Source organism: Aliiroseovarius sp. S253 (assembly GCF_049800855.1).
GTDB lineage: Bacteria > Pseudomonadota > Alphaproteobacteria > Rhodobacterales > Rhodobacteraceae > Aliiroseovarius.
Map to the genome: position 1 here is coordinate 2,022,651 of NZ_JBNAFW010000001.1, position 23,836 is coordinate 2,046,486.

Annotated in this window: 32 protein-coding genes; 20 read left to right on the forward strand and 12 right to left on the reverse strand. The window is 57.0% G+C overall.

Features of this window, described 5'->3' with window-relative positions; all coding sequences use genetic code 11:
- The first annotated feature begins 147 nt into the window (after window positions 1-147).
- From ACP15F_RS09885 to ACP15F_RS09900, 4 genes are all read left to right on the forward strand, one after another.
- Window positions 148-1,980 carry a DUF7380 domain-containing protein gene (locus ACP15F_RS09885; RefSeq protein WP_424940627.1) on the forward strand — a complete coding sequence of 611 codons (1,833 nt, stop codon included), beginning with the start codon at window positions 148-150 and terminating at the stop codon, window positions 1,978-1,980.
- 430 nt (window positions 1,981-2,410) lie between these two features.
- Complete coding sequence (locus ACP15F_RS09890) at window positions 2,411-2,773, forward strand: hypothetical protein (RefSeq protein WP_424940628.1); 363 nt, start codon at window positions 2,411-2,413, stop codon at window positions 2,771-2,773.
- A gap of 80 nt (window positions 2,774-2,853) precedes the next feature.
- Entirely contained in the window at window positions 2,854-3,270 is a 417-nt protein-coding gene (locus ACP15F_RS09895) for a hypothetical protein (protein WP_424940629.1), read from the forward strand.
- Window positions 3,271-3,381: 111 nt separating this feature from the next.
- Complete coding sequence (locus tag ACP15F_RS09900; RefSeq protein WP_424940630.1) at window positions 3,382-3,603, forward strand: hypothetical protein; 222 nt, start codon at window positions 3,382-3,384, stop codon at window positions 3,601-3,603.
- Between the two features lie 86 nt (window positions 3,604-3,689).
- Here the strand turns inward: ACP15F_RS09900 and ACP15F_RS09905 are convergent, their stop codons facing one another.
- Window positions 3,690-3,836, reverse strand: coding sequence for a hypothetical protein (locus ACP15F_RS09905; protein WP_424940631.1), 147 nt, complete (start codon window positions 3,834-3,836; stop codon window positions 3,690-3,692).
- A gap of 61 nt (window positions 3,837-3,897) precedes the next feature.
- The gene (locus tag ACP15F_RS09910; protein ID WP_424940632.1) at window positions 3,898-5,049 is read right to left on the reverse strand and encodes a DUF6538 domain-containing protein; all 1,152 of its coding nucleotides are present in this window, start codon (window positions 5,047-5,049) and stop codon (window positions 3,898-3,900) included.
- 248 nt (window positions 5,050-5,297) lie between these two features.
- Between ACP15F_RS09910 and ACP15F_RS09915 the strand changes: the two genes are divergently transcribed.
- Window positions 5,298-5,747, forward strand: coding sequence for a thiol-disulfide oxidoreductase DCC family protein (locus ACP15F_RS09915; protein WP_424940633.1), 450 nt, complete (start codon window positions 5,298-5,300; stop codon window positions 5,745-5,747).
- Window positions 5,744-7,345 (forward strand): DUF4166 domain-containing protein, encoded by a 1,602-nt coding sequence (locus tag ACP15F_RS09920; RefSeq protein ID WP_424940634.1) that lies wholly within the window; start codon window positions 5,744-5,746, stop codon window positions 7,343-7,345. Before ACP15F_RS09915 ends, ACP15F_RS09920 begins: the two co-directional genes overlap by 4 nt.
- Window positions 7,346-7,426: 81 nt before the next feature.
- Here the strand turns inward: ACP15F_RS09920 and ACP15F_RS09925 are convergent, their stop codons facing one another.
- Together ACP15F_RS09925 and ACP15F_RS09930 are read right to left on the reverse strand one after the other, a co-directional pair.
- Entirely contained in the window at window positions 7,427-9,319 is a 1,893-nt protein-coding gene (locus ACP15F_RS09925) for an acyl-CoA synthetase (protein ID WP_424940635.1), read from the reverse strand.
- A 152-nt stretch (window positions 9,320-9,471) separates the two neighbouring features.
- The gene (locus ACP15F_RS09930) at window positions 9,472-11,268 is read right to left on the reverse strand and encodes an ABC transporter transmembrane domain-containing protein (protein WP_424940636.1); all 1,797 of its coding nucleotides are present in this window, start codon (window positions 11,266-11,268) and stop codon (window positions 9,472-9,474) included.
- Window positions 11,269-11,426: 158 nt separating this feature from the next.
- Here ACP15F_RS09930 and ACP15F_RS09935 point away from each other — a divergent pair, with 158 nt between their 5' ends.
- Complete coding sequence (locus ACP15F_RS09935; RefSeq protein ID WP_424940637.1) at window positions 11,427-11,822, forward strand: hypothetical protein; 396 nt, start codon at window positions 11,427-11,429, stop codon at window positions 11,820-11,822.
- 8 nt (window positions 11,823-11,830) lie between these two features.
- Here ACP15F_RS09935 and ACP15F_RS09940 read toward each other — a convergent pair whose 3' ends face one another.
- The 5 genes from ACP15F_RS09940 to ACP15F_RS09960 all read right to left on the reverse strand — a co-directional run bounded on the left by ACP15F_RS09940 (window position 11,831) and on the right by ACP15F_RS09960 (window position 14,208).
- Window positions 11,831-12,229: a hypothetical protein gene (locus ACP15F_RS09940; protein ID WP_424940638.1), complete on the reverse strand. Its 399-nt coding sequence runs from the start codon at window positions 12,227-12,229 to the stop codon at window positions 11,831-11,833.
- Between the two features lie 92 nt (window positions 12,230-12,321).
- On the reverse strand, window positions 12,322-12,906 hold the full coding sequence (locus ACP15F_RS09945; protein WP_424940639.1) for a rhodanese-like domain-containing protein: 585 nt from the start codon (window positions 12,904-12,906) through the stop codon (window positions 12,322-12,324).
- 20 nt (window positions 12,907-12,926) lie between these two features.
- Complete coding sequence (locus ACP15F_RS09950; protein WP_424940640.1) at window positions 12,927-13,247, reverse strand: antibiotic biosynthesis monooxygenase family protein; 321 nt, start codon at window positions 13,245-13,247, stop codon at window positions 12,927-12,929.
- Between the two features lie 70 nt (window positions 13,248-13,317).
- Window positions 13,318-13,710 carry a zf-TFIIB domain-containing protein gene (locus ACP15F_RS09955; protein WP_424940968.1) on the reverse strand — a complete coding sequence of 131 codons (393 nt, stop codon included), beginning with the start codon at window positions 13,708-13,710 and terminating at the stop codon, window positions 13,318-13,320.
- Window positions 13,711-13,800: 90 nt separating this feature from the next.
- Window positions 13,801-14,208, reverse strand: a complete 408-nt coding sequence (locus tag ACP15F_RS09960) for a universal stress protein (RefSeq protein WP_424940641.1) — start codon at window positions 14,206-14,208, stop codon at window positions 13,801-13,803.
- Window positions 14,209-14,333: 125 nt separating this feature from the next.
- Between ACP15F_RS09960 and ACP15F_RS09965 the strand changes: the two genes are divergently transcribed.
- From ACP15F_RS09965 to rpmE, 12 genes are all read left to right on the forward strand, one after another.
- The gene (locus ACP15F_RS09965; RefSeq protein WP_424940642.1) at window positions 14,334-14,837 is read left to right on the forward strand and encodes a hypothetical protein; all 504 of its coding nucleotides are present in this window, start codon (window positions 14,334-14,336) and stop codon (window positions 14,835-14,837) included.
- A 167-nt stretch (window positions 14,838-15,004) separates the two neighbouring features.
- The gene (ffh, locus tag ACP15F_RS09970) at window positions 15,005-16,522 is read left to right on the forward strand and encodes a signal recognition particle protein (RefSeq protein WP_424940643.1); all 1,518 of its coding nucleotides are present in this window, start codon (window positions 15,005-15,007) and stop codon (window positions 16,520-16,522) included.
- Between the two features lie 7 nt (window positions 16,523-16,529).
- Window positions 16,530-17,093, forward strand: a complete 564-nt coding sequence (locus ACP15F_RS09975; protein WP_424940644.1) for a GNAT family N-acetyltransferase — start codon at window positions 16,530-16,532, stop codon at window positions 17,091-17,093.
- Window positions 17,090-17,386, forward strand: coding sequence for a chorismate mutase (locus ACP15F_RS09980; RefSeq protein ID WP_163038848.1), 297 nt, complete (start codon window positions 17,090-17,092; stop codon window positions 17,384-17,386). The genes ACP15F_RS09975 and ACP15F_RS09980 overlap by 4 nt, the downstream gene beginning before the upstream one ends.
- 55 nt (window positions 17,387-17,441) lie before the next feature.
- Entirely contained in the window at window positions 17,442-17,831 is a 390-nt protein-coding gene (rpsP, locus tag ACP15F_RS09985; protein WP_424940645.1) for a 30S ribosomal protein S16, read from the forward strand.
- Window positions 17,832-17,852: 21 nt separating this feature from the next.
- A complete protein-coding gene (gene bluB, locus ACP15F_RS09990) occupies window positions 17,853-18,482 on the forward strand; it encodes a 5,6-dimethylbenzimidazole synthase (RefSeq protein WP_424940646.1) in 630 nt (209 codons plus the stop codon).
- Between the two features lie 6 nt (window positions 18,483-18,488).
- On the forward strand, window positions 18,489-18,638 hold the full coding sequence (locus tag ACP15F_RS09995) for a hypothetical protein (RefSeq protein WP_424940647.1): 150 nt from the start codon (window positions 18,489-18,491) through the stop codon (window positions 18,636-18,638).
- Window positions 18,635-19,147 (forward strand): ribosome maturation factor RimM, encoded by a 513-nt coding sequence (gene rimM, locus ACP15F_RS10000; protein ID WP_424940648.1) that lies wholly within the window; start codon window positions 18,635-18,637, stop codon window positions 19,145-19,147. The genes ACP15F_RS09995 and rimM overlap by 4 nt, the downstream gene beginning before the upstream one ends.
- A 51-nt stretch (window positions 19,148-19,198) precedes the next feature.
- On the forward strand, window positions 19,199-20,020 hold the full coding sequence (trmD, locus tag ACP15F_RS10005) for a tRNA (guanosine(37)-N1)-methyltransferase TrmD (protein WP_424940649.1): 822 nt from the start codon (window positions 19,199-19,201) through the stop codon (window positions 20,018-20,020).
- Window positions 20,021-20,056: 36 nt separating this feature from the next.
- Window positions 20,057-20,863, forward strand: coding sequence for a mechanosensitive ion channel family protein (locus ACP15F_RS10010; RefSeq protein WP_424940650.1), 807 nt, complete (start codon window positions 20,057-20,059; stop codon window positions 20,861-20,863).
- A 273-nt stretch (window positions 20,864-21,136) separates the two neighbouring features.
- On the forward strand, window positions 21,137-21,511 hold the full coding sequence (gene rplS, locus ACP15F_RS10015; protein WP_142852306.1) for a 50S ribosomal protein L19: 375 nt from the start codon (window positions 21,137-21,139) through the stop codon (window positions 21,509-21,511).
- An 11-nt stretch (window positions 21,512-21,522) separates the two neighbouring features.
- Complete coding sequence (rpmE, locus tag ACP15F_RS10020; RefSeq protein ID WP_108857017.1) at window positions 21,523-21,744, forward strand: 50S ribosomal protein L31; 222 nt, start codon at window positions 21,523-21,525, stop codon at window positions 21,742-21,744.
- Between the two features lie 55 nt (window positions 21,745-21,799).
- Here the strand turns inward: rpmE and ACP15F_RS10025 are convergent, their stop codons facing one another.
- The 3 genes from ACP15F_RS10025 to ACP15F_RS10035 form a co-directional block, all read right to left on the reverse strand.
- Complete coding sequence (locus tag ACP15F_RS10025) at window positions 21,800-22,054, reverse strand: peptidase (RefSeq protein ID WP_424940651.1); 255 nt, start codon at window positions 22,052-22,054, stop codon at window positions 21,800-21,802.
- 81 nt (window positions 22,055-22,135) lie between these two features.
- Complete coding sequence (locus ACP15F_RS10030) at window positions 22,136-22,498, reverse strand: Lin0512 family protein (protein WP_424940652.1); 363 nt, start codon at window positions 22,496-22,498, stop codon at window positions 22,136-22,138.
- Complete coding sequence (locus ACP15F_RS10035; protein ID WP_424940653.1) at window positions 22,498-22,842, reverse strand: Lin0512 family protein; 345 nt, start codon at window positions 22,840-22,842, stop codon at window positions 22,498-22,500. The genes ACP15F_RS10030 and ACP15F_RS10035 overlap by 1 nt, the downstream gene beginning before the upstream one ends.
- A 166-nt stretch (window positions 22,843-23,008) precedes the next feature.
- On the opposite strand from ACP15F_RS10035, the gene ACP15F_RS10040 reads away from it, so the two are divergent.
- On the forward strand, window positions 23,009-23,821 hold the full coding sequence (locus ACP15F_RS10040; protein WP_424940654.1) for a division plane positioning ATPase MipZ: 813 nt from the start codon (window positions 23,009-23,011) through the stop codon (window positions 23,819-23,821).
- The last annotated feature ends 15 nt before the right edge of the window (window positions 23,822-23,836 follow it).

Below are 23,836 nucleotides of genomic sequence, written 5' to 3' on the forward strand. Positions count from 1 at the left end.
GCAGAACAGAAAGGAAAACACACTGCCAATGTATGTTGCTGCATAATCAATTAGTTCTGGGCCGTTTATCGCACTTGAATAATTTTGCCGAGCGGCGATGTTGACTGTGCAATATAGCATCTTTGCGTTTTCAAAAGGTCCTCAGTCATGACGAAAGCAGCCTGGCAGCTTGCCGAAGCAAAGCACGTGAACGGTATCGACATAGATGGGCCGATCTCAAGCTTGGTTTCGCCGAGAACCCGCACTTACGCGGATGCGTTTTTCAAGACCGCAGAAAAGTTACCAGGTGATCACGACCACCGGCATATCTATATGATGCTCGGTTCATTGATGCAGATGTATCAGAAGTCTGGTGAACCCGGTCAGCCATATGGTGCGATGATGCGGATGGAAAATCGCAGAACCGCTGAGCCAGCAGATTTTGTTGGTTCCCCGGTTGAAGCCATGGTGGCATGCTCCGAGGCTACAAAAAACTCAGTCGTCCTCGCCCGAATATGTGACGTTGCATGGCTTTTGGAGCGAAAACGCCACGAGATCGGGATGCGCGCGTTAAGAGCGTATATCGACGTGGCTAAAGAACTTGAGAGCGGGAAACTCGTAGAGGATCACGGTAATGGCCTGGTTGGTCTTTCCGGTTTTGACACCCTGCGGCGAGCTCTATTTGTGTCCAGGGGTATCGGCAGGCCGGAAACAGAACATGAAGTTATCATAGAGCTTGTGAAAAACTGCAGGATTCGGTCCGCTGCACAACCGGGACAAAACTTCTTTCGAAGGTTCTCGGAACTCGACTTGGACTGGGGGGCATCGGATCCATTTGCCGTGGGTGATCTTATTGTTGATGTGCTGAAAGGAGATCGCACTGGCATCGAGGGTAATATTGATGCGGAGCTTTGGATTTTGGCATCCAGAGCATACCGGATGGCCAAGAACGATGAGAAAAAGCTCGAATGCCAGGCAAATGCAGCGGAAAGCTACGTCAGGGCTGCTGATCAGTTTGATGGAAAACCTGGTGGCGCGATGCTCGCGTCTCATTGGCTTTCGATGGCGATTTCGCAATACCACGGCCATCCCGGATCGCGAGAGCGTCGGAAGGCCCTGAGGCATCGTTTGGTAGATGTCCAAGAGGGTATTCGGGAGGAGCTGCAGACGATTTCAACTCCTATGGACTTTCGAGAAATTGCTGAAGAAACCAAGAAACGACTCGATGGAATGCCGTTGCTTGACTTGCTCCTGCTCTTCGCGGACCTCGACCGATCTCCCGACCCGGAGCAATTGGTGGAAAAGGCGCAAAAAAGCGCTGAAGAAGCCCCACTCTCTTCGCTCATTTCTGCTTCCTACATGGATCGTGACGGAAAGACGGTCGCAAAGGCGCCTGGAGTCGATCCGGTTGGCGAAAGTGATATTGTGGCGTTGCTACCGACCATTCATCGGTCGGAAAGTATTCGGCGACAGATCCTTGCTCGATCCACAATCGAGGTAGCCCGCAGTTCGATAATGCAGCAGCACTTCGTATCGCTCGATCACGTCGCTGATCTGCTCGCGCATAGCCCGGCAGTGCCCCCGGATTTGCATACAACGATTTCAACTGGCTTCCTTCGGTTTTTTGAGGCCGATCACATCAGCGCCCTGCACATCTTGACGCCGATGCTTGAGGGTATCCTGCGACACATTCTGAAGAGTGCGGGCCATGACGTTTCGACTTTTGACAATGCGACTGGAACCCAGGAAAACCGGACTATTTCCTCTCTGTTCGATGCCATGCGAGAGGAACTTGACCAAGTTTTTGGCCGTGCTCTGACGGACGATATCGAGCGCGTTTTTCTCTCCAAGTATGGACCAAGCATTCGTCACAGTGTTGCGCATTCTCTGCACCATGATGGCGTGCCTTGCAGCGCCGATGCGATCTACGCGAACTGGCTGATTTGGCGGATTTGCTGCATTCCACTGTTCCCTCACCGCGATAAAATCGTGCTTCCATAAGCCCACCCGTATTGTGGGAATGATGAAGCGGTATTAGCCACAATCGCTTGGGATTCTGGTTGCAAGGGGCTGCTTCACAACGTTTATTCTTCACGCGAAAATCAATGTCGAGTTGTGCGGTTGCATGGTGGTCATCGTGCTCTGCGGATGCGTCCCGCAGCGTCAATAAGCAAGTGAGTAGGCATATCCCCTTTCCATTCTCGCCCCTCTCGGTGAGGGCGCGAACGGCAAATGGATGCCCCTCGTGAAGCGGTTCAGAAAGCGGAAATCCATTCAGCTTTGATCAAATCTAAGTGCCGCCCATGCGCTCGGCTTACGCCACTTCCTCCTCCTGCGGTCAGGGCGACTTTCAAGAATGGGAAAGAACATCCGACCATGCCACGCTTGATACCGATCGCTTCCCGCGGCCGGCACAACATGGAGAACTCTAATGTTCGACCTGATTTCCCCGGTGCATACCGACCTGCAGGAATATCTGTGGAGCCACTCAGAAGGCCTGCAGAACGCGGCGCTCGTTTTAGGCGGTATGCCCGCTGTGAAAGCGACAAACGCTCTCATCGACGATGTCTGCTCGTCCACGGTTCTCAACCGACGCATGATGCAGAGCCTGACACGGCTGCACGAATTGCTTTCGCTCGAACACGTGCACGATGCCGACCGACCTGAGGCGGCATATTTCGCGACGCTCGATCCCGCCGCTCCCTACGTCGAAGACATCTGTCTGATGGCAGACCAACTTCGCGAGCACATGGAGAAGCTGGAAGCCCCCGTCAGGTTGGCTCAGGCGGCATGAGCACCCGCTGGCAGGAACAATCATCTGCCAGCGTCTTGAGCGGGCCAACGACGCGCCTGCATCTATCGAAAGGAATGACTATGGATGAGCTGACGGAACGCGAAGTTCATGAGCTGGTGCTGGATGTAATCGTGCAGGGGCGTTTGCTCGCTGAGGAATGGCCGGATGCAGGTGTAGTGCCTCGGGGATGCTCCAAAAACCTGATACTCGAGACCCTGAAAAAGCTGCGATCGCGCCAGGGCTGCGAGACACTCGACGAAGACCTCCTCGACCTCCTCGGCGACACCATCCGAAGGTCGGCAAATGAGCACCGCGAGGACCTGGGAGACAGGTCGCTCAAGTTCGATATCGAGACGGAAAACATCTTCGACGCCCGCACCATCGAACTCATCAATCTGATGCACCGATGGAAGCTTCTGAGACGCTCGAAGCGCGCACTGGATGACAAGATAGAGGCACTGAGTTTTGGCGAAAAAACGCTGTCGAAAATTCACTAAAGGGGTTGAAATACCCCTAAAATTCAAGTATTTAGGTGGAAATCGAGTTTTTATTTCTCTCAAATTTTGAACGAACCCACTTCCTGATCTCCTTAACCCCGGAGATCAAAATTGACCCAGTTCAAAAATATGCCTCGCCACGAAAAAATCACGAAAATCGAACAAGCGCTCGACTATGTTGGAGTGATGATTACTGATCGTGCAGAGGGTGAAAATTATGAGGCCCTCTACGAACGTTTGGAAGGTGAGCTTCAGAAGCTGCGAGCGCGAGATGACTTGCGGAGCCGAATCCTTAGGCGACAAGAGGCGAGCGCATTCAAGCTTGCTGCCTGATCCACACAAAACGCTTGAGGCACCTTGCTGTGCGTGCCTCAAGCATACAGGCATATCGAAGGTATCAACTTGACCAATTCGAGATCTCAGGTCGAAAGTGAGATCGTTTTCAACACTTCACGTTTTTCTTGTAGCGACATCTCATCTCCGTAGACCTCGCGGTCACGCGCCTTTTTCACCGAGTGCCCCATCATCTCGGCCCTGACCTCATTGCTGAAGCCAGCGTTTCTCATTCGGGTCTCGAAGCTGTGGCGGAGGCCGCCGATCGTGATTTCTGCAGGCAATATGCCCTTTTCATGCAAAACCTTGTTTGCGGCGGCAGAGTATGTGCCCTTTCCGCGATACCTTGGAAACCCCTCGGGATGGCGCTTCATGGCGCTTCATGGCGCTGAGGGCAGCTCCCAGCAGAGGGATCTTTCTCTTACTGGGTTTGTTCTTGATCTCGCGGGCCCATTCCCCTGTTTCTTTCCTGATCCAAATATGCGGGATGTCATCGTCAAGGAAGATGGAGTGGGGCGGAAGGTCAGTGATCTCGGACTGTCGAGCGCCTGTTTCGGCAATGATTAGTGTGATGTCACGAAGCTCATCATTCATGAACCTCAATGATCCAGGAGCGAGAATTTGTTCCTGCAGAGTATCAAGTGGGACTTCAAGCTTCCGTTCTTCATCACCGCCAAGCTTAGAAAATCCTTTGCCAAGGTTATAGAAGGGCGAAGATGGAACTTCACGCTCGTCCGCTCCTATTGCGTCATGATATTTAGCCCATAGCAAATTGAGGAGGCTGATTTCTTTCTGTGCAGAGGAACCTGAGAGGTCACCTTCCATCACACGGTCTTTCAGGGCGTCGCGAAGTGCCACAGCGTCAATGCGAGGGATGTCGATGAAAATCGGGTCCTGTCCCATCAGTTGAGTGAACTTGGCAACTGGGCGGGTCCATCGAGACCGCCAGACCTTCTTTTGTTTCTCGTGCTTGTCGATCAGATCTTCAGGGAACCATTCGGGCATTTTTTCAGCCACCTGCGTGATCGTCAGTTGTGGTCGCTCCACTCCACCCAACAACGCAGCAGCCATGTGCGAAGTTGGCGCGTCTTTGTTGCGCTTCAAGTCGTCGATGCGCTCCAGGATGGCTTCGACGCCTCTGGTAGCCAACTCATCTGCGGGCTGGTATGAAAATGATCGCGAAGCTGCAAGCTGTGTGATGGTTTCGTATTGCCTCGTAGGGTCTGGTGATGTCATTGCCAGTTTTGCATCAAGATCGGCCAATACCTGTTGCTTCACGAGCGCCTTTCGGGCTTCGGCGGTATCACGGTCGCCGGTTGATAGGCTTCGATGAATTTCTTTCTTGCTCTCAACGCTGGAGTATCGAGTAGGAACGCGCATTCGCAGATGCCAAAGCCCATTCCGCATGATCATCTGGGGTGGGTTCTTCCTGGCTTTTTCAGACAAGTGCTGCTCCACACTATGCTACACAAATCACTACACATGCCAATTGGCGTGGTATAATTTATTCTTTAATTACAATGATGTGTCTTGGCAATAATTTCTGGTTCGATTCCGCCCCCGGGCACCACTTTTACCAAGTAAAAGAAATGTGTAGCCGCTGCTGCATCTTGGTGGAATTCCGCCCGACAGCTGCGTCGATACGCCCGCATTCCAATGTTGTCTGCAAAACGTTTGAGACCCAAACTGGTTTCATGGTTCAGCTTCACTCGTATCGAAACGACCCCACCATTCCTGAATTTGACGACAGCGCGCCTGTGGCTGTGATGGACGCCGAATGTGCGCTGTGCAGTTGGGGTGCGCGCATGATCCACCGATTGGATCGCACCGGTGCAGTTCGCATTTGCCCCGTACAGACAGATCTGGGCGCTGCTTTGATGCGACACTTTGATCTCGATCCGGACGATCCAGCCAGCTGGTTATTCCTGCACAACGGGCGGCCCCATGTGGATTTCGAGGCCGTGCTTTACGCCGGCCAGCACTTAGGAGGTTGGGGATATCTTGCTTCCGTTCTGCGGATCTTTCCCCGCCCCCTTCGGAACTGGCTGTATCAGCGCATGGCGCGCAATCGCTATGCGATGTTTGGACGAAGTGACATGTGCGCTCTACCCGATCCCGACTTCCAAAAACGGCTATTGCCATGAAAGTGCTGGTTCTTGGTGGAAGCGGTGTCTTCGGATCTCGGCTTGCGCAGCTATTGGTACGCGATGGGCATAACGTGACCGTTGCCGGGCGCAACTTGTCCAACGCGCAATCCATGGCGGAAAGTCTTGGCTGTGGCGCCCTGCAATTGGATCGAGACGGAGATCTAAGCGTACTTCCCGGATATGACGTTCTGGTCGACGCAGCGGGCCCGTTCCACACGTATGGCGCTGATCCCTATCGGCTCGCACGCGGAGCGATCTCTGGCGGTGTTCACTACCTGGACCTATCGGACAATGCCCCATTTTGCGAGGGGATTTCAGCCTTAGATGCCGAAGCAAAAGCAGCCAATGTCTGCGCTATTTCAGGAATGTCTTCGGTTCCTGCACTTTCAAGCGCGGCGGTCCGCGCATTGGTCGGCGACGATCACCCCGACAAGATCGAGGTCGCCATTCTGCCTGGAAACCGTACGCCGCGCGGATTGTCGGTCATCGCGTCGATCCTATCTCAGGCAGGACGCCCCATGAAAGTCTTTCGCAACGGGAAATGGACAAGCGTGCCGGGGTGGTCGGACCCGAAAACCTATGATCTGCCCGGCGAGATTAGACGGCAGGGATGGTTGATCGAAGTGCCCGACGTCACCTTGTTCCCAAAGCATTTCGCGGCACAGTCCGTTATCTTTCGGGCCGGGTTAGAACTTGCCGCTATGCGCTATGGGCTAAGTGCATTTGCGCGATTTCGGCGGCGGGTGCCGGTTCCAATCACCGGACCAATCCTGCGGGTGTTCAAACTGGCTGCGGACCTGCTTTCCCCCTTTGGCAGCGACAGCGGCGGGATGCTGGTCAGTGTCACTGTTGGACAGGAACAACGATCTTGGCGGCTACGCGTGGATCATGGAGATGGACCTTTCATTCCCGCCATTGCCGTTCGCGCACTGTTGCGGCGCGACGCCCTGCCAGTTGGTTCTGGCCCTGCTTTGGAAACCATAACTTTGACGGAAGCTGAAACTGACATGTCCGATCTGCATACGTTTAGCGAAAAAAGCAACGTCGTACGAAAAACGATCTTTCAGCAAGTACTCGGACCCGACTTCGATAACCTTCCAAAGGCCGTTCGGGCTACGCATTTAACACGTGACACGAGCCGCTGGTCAGGGAATGCCTCTGTCACACGCGGTGAGGGACTTTGGAGCCGTTGCCTTGCTTGGCTATTTCGATTCCCAAAGGCAGCGGGCACCATCCCTGTCGAAGTAACAAAGACCGTCACACCGAAGGGCGAAACGTGGCTGCGCAGCTTTGGCGGCAGCCGCTTTCGGTCACATCTTGCGGCGACCCCACAAGGCATGACCGAGCGTTTCGGTCCCTTCACATTTCGTGTTGATCTGACGGTGGCTAATGGCAGCCTGAACTATCCGGTGTCCGGTGGTCGGCTGGGTCCATTGCCGCTTCCGACATGGCTGCTTCCTATTTCGGAAGCGCGTGAGTTTGAGGACGATGGTCGCTTTCATTTCGACGTGAAACTCAGCGCGCCGATTACTGGCGGATTGCTGGTTCACTATGAAGGAACGCTTTCCCAGAAAGCCCCAACGTCTAACGACTGATTGACGAACGCGCAGCGGGTCGGTGGCTGAACGAAAAAGGGCGACCCAAGGGCCGCCCAAATAGTTTGTGATCGGACCTGATTAGTCCATCCATTCAAACGGTCGCGTGAACTCGCCCAGGCATTTTTTGACTGCGTCATAGTCGACTTCGCCCGTTGCTTGCAGGCGCGCCACAAGGCCACGTTTCTTGTCGTCCAGAACCTCGGCCACATGGGCAGCATGGCCTGCATCAGCAAGCGCCTTGTCATAAATGCGAGAGATGGCGGATTTGCGCAGATCGGGTTTAAAGACCTTGCCCACCGCTGTCTTGGGCAGCTCGTCCAAAATCTCGATATGCTTGGGCAGGGCGGCTTTCTCGTGGATATGCTCTTTGGCGAAGGCCATCAGCTCTTCCGATGTCACCTGAGCTCCGCCGACCAGTTCGACATAGGCGCAAGGCAGTTCACCCGAATAGCTATCAGGCTGACCAATGGCACCAACCATGGCGACGGCCTCGTGCCCGGCCAGAACCTCTTCGATTTCGGCGGGATCGATGTTGTGGCCACCACGAATGATCAGATCCTTGGCGCGGCCGGTGATCCACAGGTAACCGTCCTCATCAAGACGCCCCAGATCGCCCGTACGCAAATGCGTTCCTTGCGCGAACAGCCCGTTGTTTTTGGCCTCTTCGGTATAGGTCGCCCCCGTGAATACACCCGGGTTCGACAGGCAGATCTCGCCCACCTCATCGACACCGTGTTCTTTCAAAACGGTTCCGGCGTCATCGCAGGACAGGATTTTAACATCGGTGTAGGGGAATGGTACGCCAACTGACCCAACCTTCTTCGCGCCGGTGGGCGGGTTGCAGGACACCAGACAGGTTGCCTCGGTCAGGCCATAGCCTTCGACGATGTTCACGCCGGTCGCGTCGACGAAGCGGTTATACAGCTCGATCGGCAGCGGGGCCGAGCCCGAGAATGCGGTTTTCAAGGTCGACACATCCGCATCTACCGGGCGCTGCATCAGGGCTGAAATGGCCGTCGGCACGGTGATCATAAAGCTGACCTTGTAGCGCTCGATCAGCTTCCAGAAATTGTCAAAGACGCCATCGCCGCGATAGCCCGCAGGCGTCGGATGCACGAAATGCGCGCCAGACATCAGACAGGCCATCCAGATCACGTGGACCGCAAAGACGTGGAACAACGGCAGCGGGCACATGATCACGTCTTCTTCGTTGAACAGAAGGTTTGCACCCAGCCAGCCGTTATAGACCATACCGGATTGCTTGTGCTGCGCCACTTTCGGTGTCCCAGTGGTGCCGCCGGTGTGGAAATAGGCCGCCACGCGATCATCGGTTTTGTCTTCGAAATCCAGCGTAGCGTTCTGGCGCTTCATCTCGGCCACGAAATCCAGAACCTTGGCATTGTGCTTCACTGGGTTCTTCGGACGCACCAAAGGCACAATCCAGCTTTTCGGGGGTTTGAGGTATTTGTTCAGATCAATCTCGAGCACCGTTCTGACGTTCGGAGCCATCGCAACGGCATCGTTCGCCAGTTGAGCGACCTCGGATTTTGGGAACGCCTTCAGGGTCACCAGAACCTTTGCCCCGGTTTCCTTCAGGATCCCCGCCACCTGTTCGGCGTCCAAAAGCGGGTTAATCGGGTTCACAATCCCGGCGATGCCGCCACCCATCAGGGTATAGATCGTCTCGTTCGAGTTGGGCAGCAGGTAGGCCACCACGTCATTTTCCTCGATACCCAGCGACCGAAACAGGTTTGCGGCTTGGCACGAGCGGTCAAGCATCTGCTTCCATGTCACGGTTTCTTTGGGGTCGGTGGGGCCAGACGTGATCTGGAACGAGGCCGCAGGGCGGTCCGGGAAGGCACGCGCGGTGCGCTCAAGCATCTGGTAAAGCGTACTGGGTTTATCCCGCGCCTCCCAGCTCATCTCTGCTTCGACGGCATCCCGATCGAACATCGATCCAAATTCATACATCCTACATCCTCCCTTCGCCCATTTTTCGGGCCTGTTTGGAAGCTGAGAATGGGCGTAAACGCCTTCACTCGCAAGTCTGACGTGACGTGGAATTGACGTTTACGGAAGGTAAGCAGTGCACAGATTGGCGATGTTTACCGCAGGCGGGGTGCTTAAATCTGACCTTCGGTGAACTGAAGCCGCGCTAGACGAGCATATAGGCCATCTTGCGCGACCAGCTCTTCATGAGTGCCCTGCGCCACGATCCGACCTTCGTCAAAGACAACGATCCGGTCAGCCTTCTTCACGGTCGCCAGACGGTGCGCCACGATCAAGGTGGTGCGGCCCTGAGCCAGCTCATCCACCGCGCCCTGCACCAAGCGTTCGCTTTCCGCATCAAGGGCCGAGGTGGCTTCGTCAAGCAGCAGGATCGGCGCGTCGCGCAGAATGGCGCGCGCAATGGCGATGCGCTGTTTCTGACCACCTGACAGCATCACGCCGCGTTCGCCCACATAGGTGTCATAGCCTTCGGGAAGGCGCGACAGGAAGTCGTGGGCGGCCGCCGCCTTGGCGGCGGCCTCGACTTCTGCATCTGTCGCATCGGGACGTCCAAATCGGATGTTGTCACGGGCCGACGCAGCAAAGATCACCGCGTCCTGCGGAACAAGAGCTACATATTTGCGGAACTCATCGCGGCGCATGTCGCACAGGTCGACGCCATCCAGCTTTACCGACCCGCTTTCTGGGTCATAGAAGCGCTGGATCAGCTGAACAATGGTGGTCTTGCCTGCGCCCGAAGGGCCGACAAGGGCAACCGTCTCACCTGCGGTGACGTCCAGAGTGATCCCTTCCAACGCAGCCTGATTGGGACGCGCGGGATAGTGAAAAGTGACATCATCAAACGTCAGAGCACCAGTCGGGCGCGACGTGATTGCGATGGGTTCGGCAGGGTCTTTGACCTGATCCTCCGCGTTCAAAAGCTCGACCAAACGTTCGGTCGCACCGGCGGCACGTTGAAGCTCGCTCCAGATTTCAGACAGGGCACCAACAGCGCCTGCAACCATCACGGCATAGATTACAAACTGCACGAGCGCCCCGATGGACACCTCGCCCGCCGTCACATCACGCATCCCGATCCACAAGACGCCCACGACGCCCGAGAAAATCAGCGAGATTACGATCACGGTCATGATCGCGCGGGTCGAGATCCGGCGTTTGGCGGACAGGAAGCTTTCTTCGGTCAGGCGGGAAAACTCGCTTCGGCTGCGATCTTCATGTGTGAAGGCCTGCACGGTTTGAACGGACAGCAGCGCCTCGGACGCATTGCCCGAGCTTTTGGCGATCCATTCCTGATTTTCACGGCCCAGCACGCGCAGGCGGCGTCCCAGAACGATGATTGGCACAACGACGACCGGCACAATCAGCAGGACCAGTCCGGTCAGCTTGGCCGAGGTAAACAGCATCAGGATCATCCCGCCGATGAAGATGAACACATTGCGCAGCGCCACCGAAACCGACGACCCGATCACCGACAGGATCAACGTGGTGTCAGTGGTGATCCGCGACAGCACCTCGCCGGTCATGACTTTCTCATAGAAGGCCGGGCTCATCCCCACGACGCGATCAAAGACCGCTTTGCGAATGTCCGACACGATCCGTTCACCCAGTCGGGTGACTAGATAATACCGAAGCCCCGTGCCCAGCGCGAGCAGCGACGCAACCCCAAGGGCCGCAAGGAAGTACTTGTCTAGAAGCTCGGGCGTGGCTTCGCCAAACCCATCCACAACACGGCGCACTGCAATCGGCAGGATCAGAGAGATCCCAGCGGTGAACACCAGCGCGACGAAGGCCGCCAGCATCCACATCCGATGAGGGCGCATGAATGGCCACAGGCCGGACAGTGCACCAATACGTTTGGATTTCTCGCGTTCGTCCATCTCGACGCTGGACGCACCTGCCTGTCTTGCCATGTGATCTGCTCCTTTGGTGCACGGATACCGAAACCACCCTTTACACACAAGCGGCATTGAATGTTTGCGATGCACGACTTTCGGCCAACCTGCTTTTGTACAAACCGAGTTCCGACTATGCTAGCGGCATAGGAATACCGAGTATTGGAGCGCGTATCATGTTCAAAGCCACAAAACAGCGCCTATTGGCGGCTGGGATTGTTCTGACATTGGTCGGAGCCTGCGCCACGCCGCAAAAACAGTGCATCGCGCGAGAGACATCCGAATATCGCGCCGTGTCCGCGCAGATTGAAGAGCTGGAAAAGACGCTGGCCCGAGGGTACGCGCTGCACCGGCAACAGGTTCCGTATACGGAAACACGGCTTTGCCATGTGCAAGGACGGAAGAAGCCTATCCCTTGCAACAGAACGCGTTTTCACACGATCGAAACGCCTGTGACCGTCGACATCGGGGAAGTGCGCAAGAAACTGGCGCGATTGAAAGCGCATCGCAGAAAGCTTGAACCAGCGGCAAAAAGCGCGCAGGCGGCCTGTATACGTGCGTATCCAGAGTAATTGCGGCCTTATTGGGGAACCGACACCTTGATTGCCGTGGGTTTGCCGCCCTGCCCGAAGACTCGGACCAAGATGATCCCTCCGCTTTTCAGCCGCCTTGCGGCCTTAGGGCCGATATTCCCGCGCGCAACCAGCGTTTGAAGGCTTTTGCGGCTTTGACTGCTGCCGAAGTACGGATCCCATTGATCGCCGGGCTGGCTGACGCCAAATCGATGATAGTTTGCCCGATCACGGCGCAGCACTTTCCACGGCTCGGACAAAGCAGCCCCTTTGGCATTGGTCAGGTCCGACTTGCCGATGAAGACGGTGAAGGATCCGATTTGATCCTGCGCGACCGCCACTTGTGACGCCAAGGCCAAGCCCAGCGCCAAAACGGCAGTTTTCAGAGGTTGAATGCGATGGCGCATGTCCCATTCCTTAAGCACTGGCCGTCAAGCGGCGTGCCTAAAGAATGGGGATGACGCTTCCCAAGGTCAATGGTGGGTGACCTGACCGTTGCTTAACTGTCACCCGTCACTGTCAGACCCAGCATCCGCCACGCATGCATCCCACCGCGGTAATAGTGGATCTTGTCGGCAGGAAAACCTGCTTCGATCATACGGCGGGCTGCTGTCGGAGACTGACCGCACCAGTTGCCATTGCAAAACAGCGCCACTGGCTTGGCCGCTTCGCAATCAAACCCGTCGAAATCCAGCTCGCAACCCAGTTCGTCCAGACGATCTGTTGCTTCGTTATAGGGAATCGAGATCGCGCCCGGAATGGTTCCGGTTTCGTGATCCGCCACGACACGGCTGTCGACCACGATTGCCTCAGGATCTTGCAGCATGGCCAGAAGCTCTAGCTCTCCAATAGGAGTGACCCCCGGAGCAGGCACCATTGGCTGCACGCAGAAATTCGGGCAATTGCGCGAGGTACGCGCCCATTCGCCCGACAATTCATGTGCGGGATCATCAATGCGCGAAATCTCGACTTCGCCTGCATCGGTCTGAACGGTCACCCAAGGCATATCCGGGGTGATGTTCACATCGGCAAAAACGGGGGCGGCAAAAAGGGCGAAGGCCGCCGCGGTCAAAACGGTTTTCATGTCAGCTCCTGCTGTCGGAATTAATTGAAGGTCTCGAACACGTCATACATGACGGGTTCAAAGCTTTTGCAAAGGGTGGCGATCTTACGATTGCGTTCGCGCATTTCGTCGGTGCGCAGCATGGCCTGAAAATCTTCGCGCCGGGTCCATTGGCTGTAGTTGGCAATCCGCGTCTGGGCGTCATTCACATGCAGTCCCGCGCCGACAAATCCCGGCTGCTTCGAGATGAAGCTTTCATAGGCATCCGTCAGCGCGTCCAGAAGATCCTGACAGGTGCCGGGCGTCATCTCGAACGTGGTGATAACGGTTTGATAGTCGGGGGCTTTGCTGATTTTGGGCATGGCTTCCTCCTTATTAAAGGAAGCCTAGCCGCATTTGGATCACATATGAATATGTGATCTTGCCACATCGTCAGTCAAAAATGTCGAAAAGCTCGGAAAGGACGGATTTCCGGCGCTTTTTCTTATAGCGCTTGGCGTGACGATAATCATCGTCGTCATAGTCATCATCATCGTCATACCGCCGCTTGCGCGATGACCCCGGTTTCATCCCGGCCCCACGCTCCATCTCTTCGCGCGACCGCATCTGGCGGGGTTCGCTTTGACGAACAGGCTCGGACGGGGGCGGAGGGGGCGCGACAAATGGGTCCGGGTCGTCCAACTCGACCGCGGGGGTCGCCTTTTCGATGATCTTGTCCAGCTCGCCTCGGTCCAGCCAAACACCACGGCATTTGGGGCAATAGTCGATCTCGACCCCTTGGCGTTCAGTCATCAAAAGCTCGGTTCCGTCCACCGGACATTTCATCATGGATCCTCCTGTATTGAGGATCATGTAGGCACGAAAAAGCGGGCCACAAGGGGCCCGCCAGTCGGTCACGCTAGAAGGGAAGAGAGGTTAGCGCGACACGTGAACCGCACAGGGCGCGTGGCGTACTACGCGCGCGGCTGTCGATCCCAGGAAAAAGTCAGTCAGGCCCGGACGGTGAGACGCAACAACGATGCAATCCACGTTGTTGTCCTTGGCATAATCCACAATGGCATGGCCCGCATGGCCCGAGATCACTGCGATCGAAACACCCGGAACCGCTTTAAGCTCTTCCTGCAAGCGGCGCTCCAGCTCGTTCACATTGTCTTCCAGCTGCCCTTCCGGCAGGTACTGGGCGACATAGGCGGGCACCTCTTCCATAACATGAAGCGCTGTAATCTTTGCACCATCTTCGGAAATGGCGTTGGCGATCTCAAGCGCTTCAGAGGTGTTGCGGTCGTGGTCAAGCGCGATCGGCACCAGAACGTTTTTGTACATGAGTCAGCTCCTTCATGGGCTTCAATTCGTCTTGACCAAAACGTAACGCGCGAACGATCCGCTGAATATGACACAGGTCAAATACCCCTCTTTTCTTGTCGGGCTTTCCTTTCTACCCTGTCACCATGAAAACGCTGACCAAAACGCCTGACCTATTGGTTCTGGACCACAAGCCGTGGCTGCTGTCGCTTGGAATGATCGCCGGGCTGTTGATTTTCCTTGGCATTGGCTTCAACGCCTTGATGGACGGAGAATTGGTGTTCGGCCTGATGTTTGCCGGGATCGGAACGCTCACATGGGGCGTCTGCTTCGTGGTGTTTGCCAAACGTGTTCAAATGATCTTTGACACGAAGGCCGGGCAGATCGTGAAACGGAAACGGTCGGTGTTGGGCTATGCGCAGGACGTCTATCCGTTAGAGGACTGCCATGGGGCTGTTTTGGAAGAAAGCCGTAGCGATGGATCGACCACCTATCGTCCGGTTCTGGTCTTTGACGGGCAACCAAACCTGCCGGTCGTAGGCTACTACACCAACGGCTCTGGACCGCGCCGTACCGCTGACGCCATTAATGCATGGTTTGCAGAGCGGCAAAGCCCAATGCAGCTTGACTCTGACGCCCGAACCCCGTAATTCCGCCCCAAATCTCGGAAGTGCGAAACTTCCGGTCCCATGGCCCAATGCCGGGATCGCCCCCTGTCAGCGTGTTACGCCCACAGGGGCCATCGTGGTTTGGGTGTTTGGAAAAGCGCAATCCCGCCCCTATCTTTGGGGAAATGAAACGGCAAAGGAGCCGCGAAATGTTTGAGAGCCTGTCAGATCGCCTGTCTGGTGTCTTTGACCGCCTGACGAAACAGGGTGCGCTGTCCGAAGATGATGTGAAAACCGCCCTGCGCGAAGTGCGCGTGGCCCTGCTTGAGGCTGACGTCTCGCTGCCGGTCGCCCGCGATTTTGTAAAGAAGGTGCAGGAACAGGCGACCGGCCAAGCTGTGACCAAGTCGGTCACGCCCGGCCAGCAGGTCGTCAAGATCGTTCATGACGCACTAGTCGACGTTCTGACCGGCGAGGGTGAACCCGGCGCGCTGAAGGTTGACAGCCCCCCTGCCCCGATCCTGATGGTTGGTCTGCAAGGTGGTGGTAAGACAACGACCACCGCGAAGCTGGCCAAACGCCTGACGGAAAAAGAGGGCAAGCGGGTTCTGATGGCCTCGCTCGACATCTATCGTCCGGCCGCTATGGATCAGCTGGCCGTACTGGGTACGCAGATCGGCGTGGACACATTGCCCATCGTTCCGGGCCAAAAGCCTGTCGACATCGCCAAGCGTGCCAAGCAACAGGCGACGATGGGCGGCTATGACGTCTATATGCTCGACACCGCTGGCCGTCTGCACATCGACGAAGTCCTGATGGGCGAGGTCGAGGAAGTCTCGGCCGTTGTGAACCCACGCGAGACCCTGCTGGTGGTTGATGGCCTGACCGGTCAGGTCGCCGTCGAGGTCGCGCAGGAATTTGACGACAAGGTCGGCATCTCGGGCGTCGTTCTGACCCGTATGGATGGCGACGGACGCGGTGGTGCGGCTCTGTCTATGCGCGCTGTCACCGGCAAGCCGATCAAGTTCGTTGGTCTTGGCGAAAAGATGGACGCGCTGGAAACGTTCGAGCCCGACCGGATCGCAGGCCGTATCCTTGGCATGGGCGACATCGTTGCTCTGGTCGAGAAAGCTCAAGAGACCATCGAGGCCCAGCAAGCCGAGCGCATGATGAAGCGCTTCCAGAAGGGGCAGTTCAACATGAACGACCTGAAGATGCAGCTGGAGCAGATGATCAAGATGGGCGGCATGCAGGGGATCATGGGAATGATGCCGGGCATGAAGAAAATGGCCAAGCAAGCCGAAGACGCCGGCATGGACGATAAGGTCCTGAAGCAGCAGATCGCGCTGATCCAATCGATGACCAAACGTGAACGCGCCAACCCGCAGATCCTGCAAGCCAGCCGTAAGAAACGTATTGCCGCTGGGGCTGGCATGGAAGTGTCCGACCTGAACAAGCTTCTGAAAATGCAGCGCCAGATGGGCGACATGATGAAGAAGATGGGTAAGATGGGCAAAGGCAAGATGCTGAAACAAGCCATGGGCGGCATGTTCGGCAAAGGCGGCGGCATGCCTGATATGCCTGCGGGCATGGACCCGTCCTCGATGGACCCCAAGGCGCTTGAAGCCGCGGCGAAAGCCATGGGCGGCAAGCTGCCCGGTGGTCTGCCCGGTCTTGGCGGCGGTGGCCTGCCCCCCGGCCTGTCCGGCTTCGGGAAGAAAAAGTAAGCGTCCCGTGAAACTGCCCTTCGATCATATCACCACACCGCGCCTTGTGCTGCGCCCGCCAGAAGCTGGCGATTGGGACGCGTTTCGCGATTTCCTGATGGAAAGCCCGCGCGCGGAGTTCGTTGGTGGCGGACCAAGCAGCGACAACACGCGGCGCACCGTCTGGCGCGCTTTCGGACATGCCGTAGGCCACTGGGTCTTGAAGGACTACGGCCCCTTCATTTTGGTGGATAAATCCAACAGCCAGCCCATCGGTTGGGTCGGCCCGTGGTGCCCCGAAGGCTGGCCGGAACCCGAGATCGCTTGGTCGATCTGGTCCGACGCCCATGAAGGCAAAGGCTTCGCGCACGAGGCCGCCGTGGCCGCCCTCGACTGGGCCTATGCAAACACCAACATCGACAGCTTCGTCAGCTACGTGGATCACGACAACGCCCCCTCGGCCGCATTGGCCAAACGGTTGGGCTGCGTGATCGACACGGACGCCCCGCGCTTTGAAGACGAAGACGACAGCTATGACGTTTGGCGTCACCCTGCGCCCGACACAGACGGCAACCCGGAGGCTTACGCATGACCGACGCATCCACCCGCGCTGCGGATCTTCTGAAAGAACACCGCGAGTCAATCGACCGACTGGACGCAATCCTTGTCTATACGCTGGGCGAGCGCTTCAAGCACACGCAAGCCGTGGGCAAATTGAAAGCAGAACACGACCTACCGCCGTCCGATCCGAACCGGGAAGCCCGCCAAATCGAACGTCTGGAAGATCTGGCCACCCGCGCCAATCTGGACCCCGAATTCGCCAAGAAATTCCTGAACTTCATCATTGATGAGGTCATCAGGCATCACAAACAACATCAGGAATGACGGGGCTCCCCCAATCGGAATGCCCCTCAAATAGCTAGAAAAAAGGAAATCTCTCATGGCTATGAAAATTCGTCTCGCCCGTGGTGGCTCGAAAAAACGTCCCTTCTATCGCGTTGTAGCTGCTGACAGCCGCATGCCGCGCGACGGCCGCTTCATCGAGAAACTGGGCACCTACAACCCGCTGCTGCCGAAAGATTCGGAAGAGCGCGTGAAGCTGGACATGGAACGCGTTCAGTACTGGCTGGGCCAAGGCGCACAGCCGTCGGATCGCGTAAGCCGCTTCCTGGAAGCTGCTGGTGTTCTTGAGAAAAAAGAGCGCGCCAACATGAAAAAAGCCGAGCCGGGCCAGAAAGCCAAGGACCGTGCAGAAGAGAAAGCTGAAAAAGCCGCCGCCGCTGCTGAAGCGGCTGCTGCTCCGGCTGAAGAAGCTGCTGCCGAGGAATAAACCCTTCGGACTGGATCTGACATGCACGCCTTTTCAGACGAGTTTCAGTCGGATCTTGAAGATCTGATGCGTTGGCGGCGCGATGTGCGCCGCTTCCGCACGGATCCTGTGGACGAGGCATTGCTGACGCAGTGCCTCGACGCGTTTCTGATGGCCCCTTCGGTGGGGCTGTCCGAACCGTGGCGGGTGGTGCGCGTCAAAAGCGATGACGCCCGTGCTGCCGCGCTTGAGAATTTCAAAGCTGCCAATGCCGATGCGTTGTCTGGGTACTCCGGCGACAAGGCGCAGCTGTATTCGGGCCTGAAACTGTCCGGCATGGAGAACGCCCCCGTGCAACTGGCGATTTTCTGCGACGAAGCGACGGACAAAGGCGCCGGTCTTGGTGCGAGAACCATGCCCGAGATGCGGCGCTATTCCGTCGTGTCCGCAATCATGCTGTTCTGGCTTGCCGTGCGGTCGCGCGGATTGGGGCTGGGCTGGGTGTCGATCCTTGACCCCGACCAACTGTGCCGCGATCTGGATGTGCCCAAAACTTGGAGCCTCGTGGGATACTTCTGCCTCGGCTGGCCCGAGGCAGCCGCCGACAGCCCGGAACTGGAAAAAGCCGGGTGGGAAAGCCGCCGCGGTTCGCTTCCAGTAGATATAAGGTGACGCCAAATGGGTTTGCTTTTTCATCCCTTCAAGTTGATCATATTGGTCGGCGCTGGCTTCACCGCTGGCGTGATTTACGAACGTGGCGTTCTGGGCGACAAGTGCGAAACCCGGGGCGGTGAAATGGAACAAGGTGTCTGCATAGGTGCAAAATGAGTGACGACCGGATTTGTGTGGGAAGCATTGGCGGCGCCTATGGCGTTCATGGCGATGCGCGCATCAAAAGTTTTTGTGCGGAGCCGACCGCGATCGCAGATTACGGCCCGCTGGCATCGGAAGATGGCAAGCATTTCTTTTCTCTGACGCTGCTGCGCCCAATCAAGAACGGCTTTTCCGTGCGCATCGACGGCGTAACCACAAAGGAAGAAGCCGACGCGCTGAAGGGCGCGAAGCTTTACGTCGATCGCGACGCACTGCCCGCATTGCCAGATGACGAATACTATCACACCGATCTGGTCGGTCTGACGGTTCTGGACACCGGCGGGCAAGAGCTGGGCAAAGTCCATGCCGTGCATAATCACGGCGCGTCCGATGTGCTGGAAATCCGGCTGCCCGGAAGCTCGGCCACCGCGCTTTTGCCCTTCACACTGGATGCGGTCCCAACAGTGGATCTGGCATCAGGCCGGATCATCGCAGACCCGCCTGAAGGTGTGTTTCCGGAATGACATGCCCCCTTGGGGCTGGGCAAACCCTGCCCACGCGGATAAGCCTGCACCATGACTGATACGCCCGAGAAAAAACCCCGCTCACATGGCCGCATTGCCGTGTCGGCCTCGCTAAAGCCGCGCGAGTTGATGACCGACACGCCGCGTATTGCAGGCACATGGACCGCCAAGGTGATTACGCTGTTTCCCGGCGCCTTTCCCGGCGTGCTGGGCGAAAGCCTGACGGGGAAAGCGCTGAAAGACGGAGGCTGGGCCTTGGAGCCCATCGACCTGCGCGTCTTTGGTGAAGGCAAGCATCGCAATGTGGATGACACACCGGCAGGCGGTGGCGCGGGCATGGTGCTGCGCGCCGACATTCTGGGCCGTGCCATCGACATGGCCCAGCGAGGCGCGCCAAAAGATCGCGCGAAGTGGCCGATCGTTTACATGTCACCACGCGGCAAGCCGATGGATCAGGCCACCGCCCGTCGCTTTGCGAACTGTGATGGCATGACCATCCTGTGCGGCCGCTTCGAAGGCGTCGATGAACGCGTGCTGGAAGAATACCAGATCGAAGAGGTCAGCCTTGGCGATTTCGTTCTGACCGGCGGCGAGATCGCCGCGCAGGCCATGCTGGACGCCACCGTGCGTCTGCTGCCCGGCGTCTTGGGCAACGAAGCCTCGACCGAGGAAGAAAGCTTTTCAGCCGGGCTGTTGGAACACCCCCAATACACCCGCCCCGCCGAATGGCGTGGCCGAACGATCCCCGACGTTCTGACATCTGGCCACCACGGCAAAGTCGCTGAATGGCGGCGGGAAATGAGCGAGAAAATTACCCGTGAACGCAGGCCCGACCTGTGGGAAGCCCTGACGCGCGATCAGGACGACACCTGATCACGCCTCTTCTGAATTTCTAAAGGTTACACCACTATGGAAACCCTTCTTGAGCAGGTCCAAGACTATGGACCGTTGGCCCTGAATGTTGCCAAGGCATTTGCCACTCTGATCATCGGCTGGATGGTTGCCAGCACCGCCGGATCATTGGCCCGACGCAAGGTTAACAACACACCTAACATCGACCCGACCCTGGGCAATTTCATTGCCTCGATGGTGAAATGGGTGATCTTGTTGATGGTGCTGGCCGCTGTTCTCAGCATCTTTGGCATCCAGGCGACCAGCCTTGTGGCGATGCTCAGCGCGGCCACTTTGGCCGTTGGCTTGGCCCTTCAGGGCACGCTCAGCGACATCGCGGCCGGGTTCATGCTGACCCTGTTTCGCCCCTACAAACTTGGACAATTCGTCGATATTGGCGGCACTTCAGGCACGGTGAAGGATCTGAACCTTTTCGTGACCGAGCTTGTGACTCCTGACAACGTTCAAGTGATCGTGCCCAACGGGCAGGCTTGGGGCTCGATCATCCGCAACTTCTCGCATCACGACACGCGCCGCGTCGATATGGTCTTCGGCATCGACTATGCCGACGACATCGACAAAGCGATGCAGATCATCACCCGGCTTGCAGATGCGGATACCCGCGTCCATTCGGACCCCGCCCCTTGGGTCCGCGTGACCAACCTTGGTGACAGCAGCGTTGATCTGACCACCCGCGTCTGGTGCGATAACGCTGAATACTGGAACGTGAAGTTCGAGCTGACCAAGGCGGTGAAAGAGGCGTTTGATGCTGGCGGCATCTCGATCCCCTATCCGCATTCGGTGGAAATCAAGAAAGACGCCTGATCGCGTGCGAAATAAGGGGGTTTCAAGACCGAGACCCCCTTGCCACATGCCCCAATCCCCCCTATACACCGCCCGTCCGGCACTCTTCCGAGTCGCACGGACCTTTTCCTTTTGGGCTGTTGCCTTTCTTCGGCAACTACACAGCACGCGGGAAACAGACAAAGAAACGACGGACTATACTCCCGCGGGCGCATGACGGACCCGGTGAAGACGCGGAGCTCTTGGACGGCACCAACTTTGCGGAACAACCGCAAGCAGATAGGAGATGATCAGATGGACCTGATCGCACAGCTAGAGGCGGAACAAGTTGCCGCCCTGGGGAAAGACATCCCCGATTTCAAAGCCGGCGACACTGTTCGCGTAGGCTTTAAGGTGACCGAAGGCTCGCGCACCCGTGTTCAGAACTATGAAGGCGTTTGCATCAGCCGTAAGAACGGCGAAGGCATTGCCGGATCGTTCACCGTTCGCAAGATTTCCTTCGGTGAAGGCGTGGAACGTGTTTTCCCGCTGCACTCGACCAACATTGACTCGATCACCGTAGTGCGTCGTGGCCGCGTACGTCGCGCCAAACTGTACTACCTGCGTTCGCGTCGTGGTAAATCGGCACGTATCGCTGAAGACACCACATACAAAGCCAAAAAAGCTTAAGGAGCGCCGATATGAAAAAAGATCTGCATCCCGACTACCACCTGATCGACGTCAAAATGACCGACGGCACCATCGTTCAGATGAAATCGACCTGGGGCAACGAAGGCGACACCCTGTCGCTGGACATCGACCCTTCGGCTCACCCGGCATGGAACGGCGGCAGCACCCGTCTTCTGGACACCGGCGGCCGCGTGTCGAAGTTCAAATCGAAATACGAAGGCTTTGGTTTCTAAACCACGCCTCTTTCGAGTTAGAAACGCCGCTTCGTTTGAAGCGGCGTTTTTTGTTTCAGGTGGCCGGTGCAAGGATCAAATGTCGAGCGATCCCGTAGACATAGAGCCCCGCGAACAGGATGTTGATGTACTTGAGTTGCCTCTCGGTGCGCAGCCACGCGCAATAAATCCAGATTAGGCAGAAGGGCAGGCTCAGGCACATCGCAGCGAATTGCCAGCCCTGTACGATTGAGATCGTACTGGCCAAACCAAGGCCAAACGCGATCCACTTCAACGGCTGCTCGTAAGCAGCAAACGTCATAAGCGTCATAGACAGTCTTTCAGGTAAACAGCGCCGTGAACCCGGCGTTCTGCTTTGACCGAAGTAGCACCAAAGATGCGTTCTGACAATTCACTCAGATGCGATGCGCCACTTCCCCGCCTGATCCGGCAACCACGCTTCGATCGCGGCCGTCGCCACCACATGCACCTGCCCGGCGCTCTCTGTATTCATCCCACCCTTCACGGCCCGCACCTCGGCGCGACCACGGGGCAGTTCGGCGCGTACGGTTTCAAGATCCACGCCATCAGGATCCGCCACGCCGATGGTTACCGACACGCGCATGTCCTGATGATCCAGCCCCAGCGTGGAAAACAGAGTGATTGACGAATGGTGCAGCGCATCTTGCACCGCGCGGCAGGCGGCTTTGGTATAGTCCTGACCATAAAGGTCATTGCCCATTCCCATCTCAAGGATCATGCGTTTCTCACCCATCACGCGGCCTCCATCATGAAGGACACGGCGATTGCGACATTGGCGATCAGCGTTTTGCCACCGTGGGGTTTGTCGATGTCCAACCCGCCGTGCTTCACGGTGAACGAGATATTGCCATAGGGAAAATCCTTGGCCAGTTGGCTGGTATCGACTTGATCGGGTGCCTGCACGGCGATTTCCACATCCACGATCATGTCGGTTTTCTCGAACCCGAACAGCTCGGCCATATTGACCGAGTTGTGCCACAGCGCGTCCCGGATCGCGCGGGCGGCGGCCTCGGTATAATCCTCGCGGCGCAGCGACGTGCCCATGCCAAATTCAACAAGTACGCGTTTCTTTACCATCGTGCCTCCTCGGGTTTCGACCATGCTTATCGCAGTATTTCTGCGACCATATAGCCAGCCTTCGCGAAAGAGTTGTACAAATTGGTTTTGCGCCCCTTCCCCCTGCGAATGATGCGACATATAGTGGCTGAAAGAAAAAAACACTCAAGATACCGGGGATAGTGGCGTGGCACATATTATTGTTGTCGGGAACGAAAAGGGCGGTGCGGGCAAGTCTACCGTGTCGATGCATGTGGCGACCTCGCTGTCGCGCCTGGGGCATCGCGTGGGCGTGCTGGATCTGGACCTGCGCCAGCAAACTTTTGGCCGGTTCATCGAAAACCGCAAGGTCACGATGGAGCGTGAGGGCAAAAACCTTCCAACCCCAGAATACCACGAACTGCCCGATGTTGATCCGTCAGATCTGAAAGACGGTGAAAACCCGTATGACCGTCGGCTGGCTATGGCCATCGCTTCGCTTGAGCACAGCCAGGACTTTATCCTGATCGACTGCCCCGGATCGCATACCCGCCTGAGCCAAGTGGCGCATTCGCTGGCCGACACATTGGTGACACCGTTGAATGACAGTTTCGTAGACTTTGATCTGCTGGCGCATATCGACCCCACCTCAGGCAAAGTCACCGGCCCGTCGGTCTATTCCGAAATGGTTTGGAACGCGCGCCAGTTGCGCGCCAAAGCCGGGCTAAAGCCTGTTGACTGGATCGTCGTACGCAACCGTTTGGGTGCGCAGATGATGCACAACAAGAAAAAGATGGGCGATGCGATTGAAGAGCTATCGCGCCGTATCGGCTTCCGCGTGGCCCCCGGCTTTAACGAACGTGTCGTCTTCCGCGAGCTCTTCACCCGCGGCTTGACCCTTCTGGACCTGCGCGATGTGGGTGTGATGGGGCAGATGAATATCTCGAACGTCGCTGCCCGTCAGGAATTGCGCGAGTTGATGAAATCCCTGAATCTTCCCGGAGTCGAGGTCAAGATCTGACTTCGACAGGCTGGG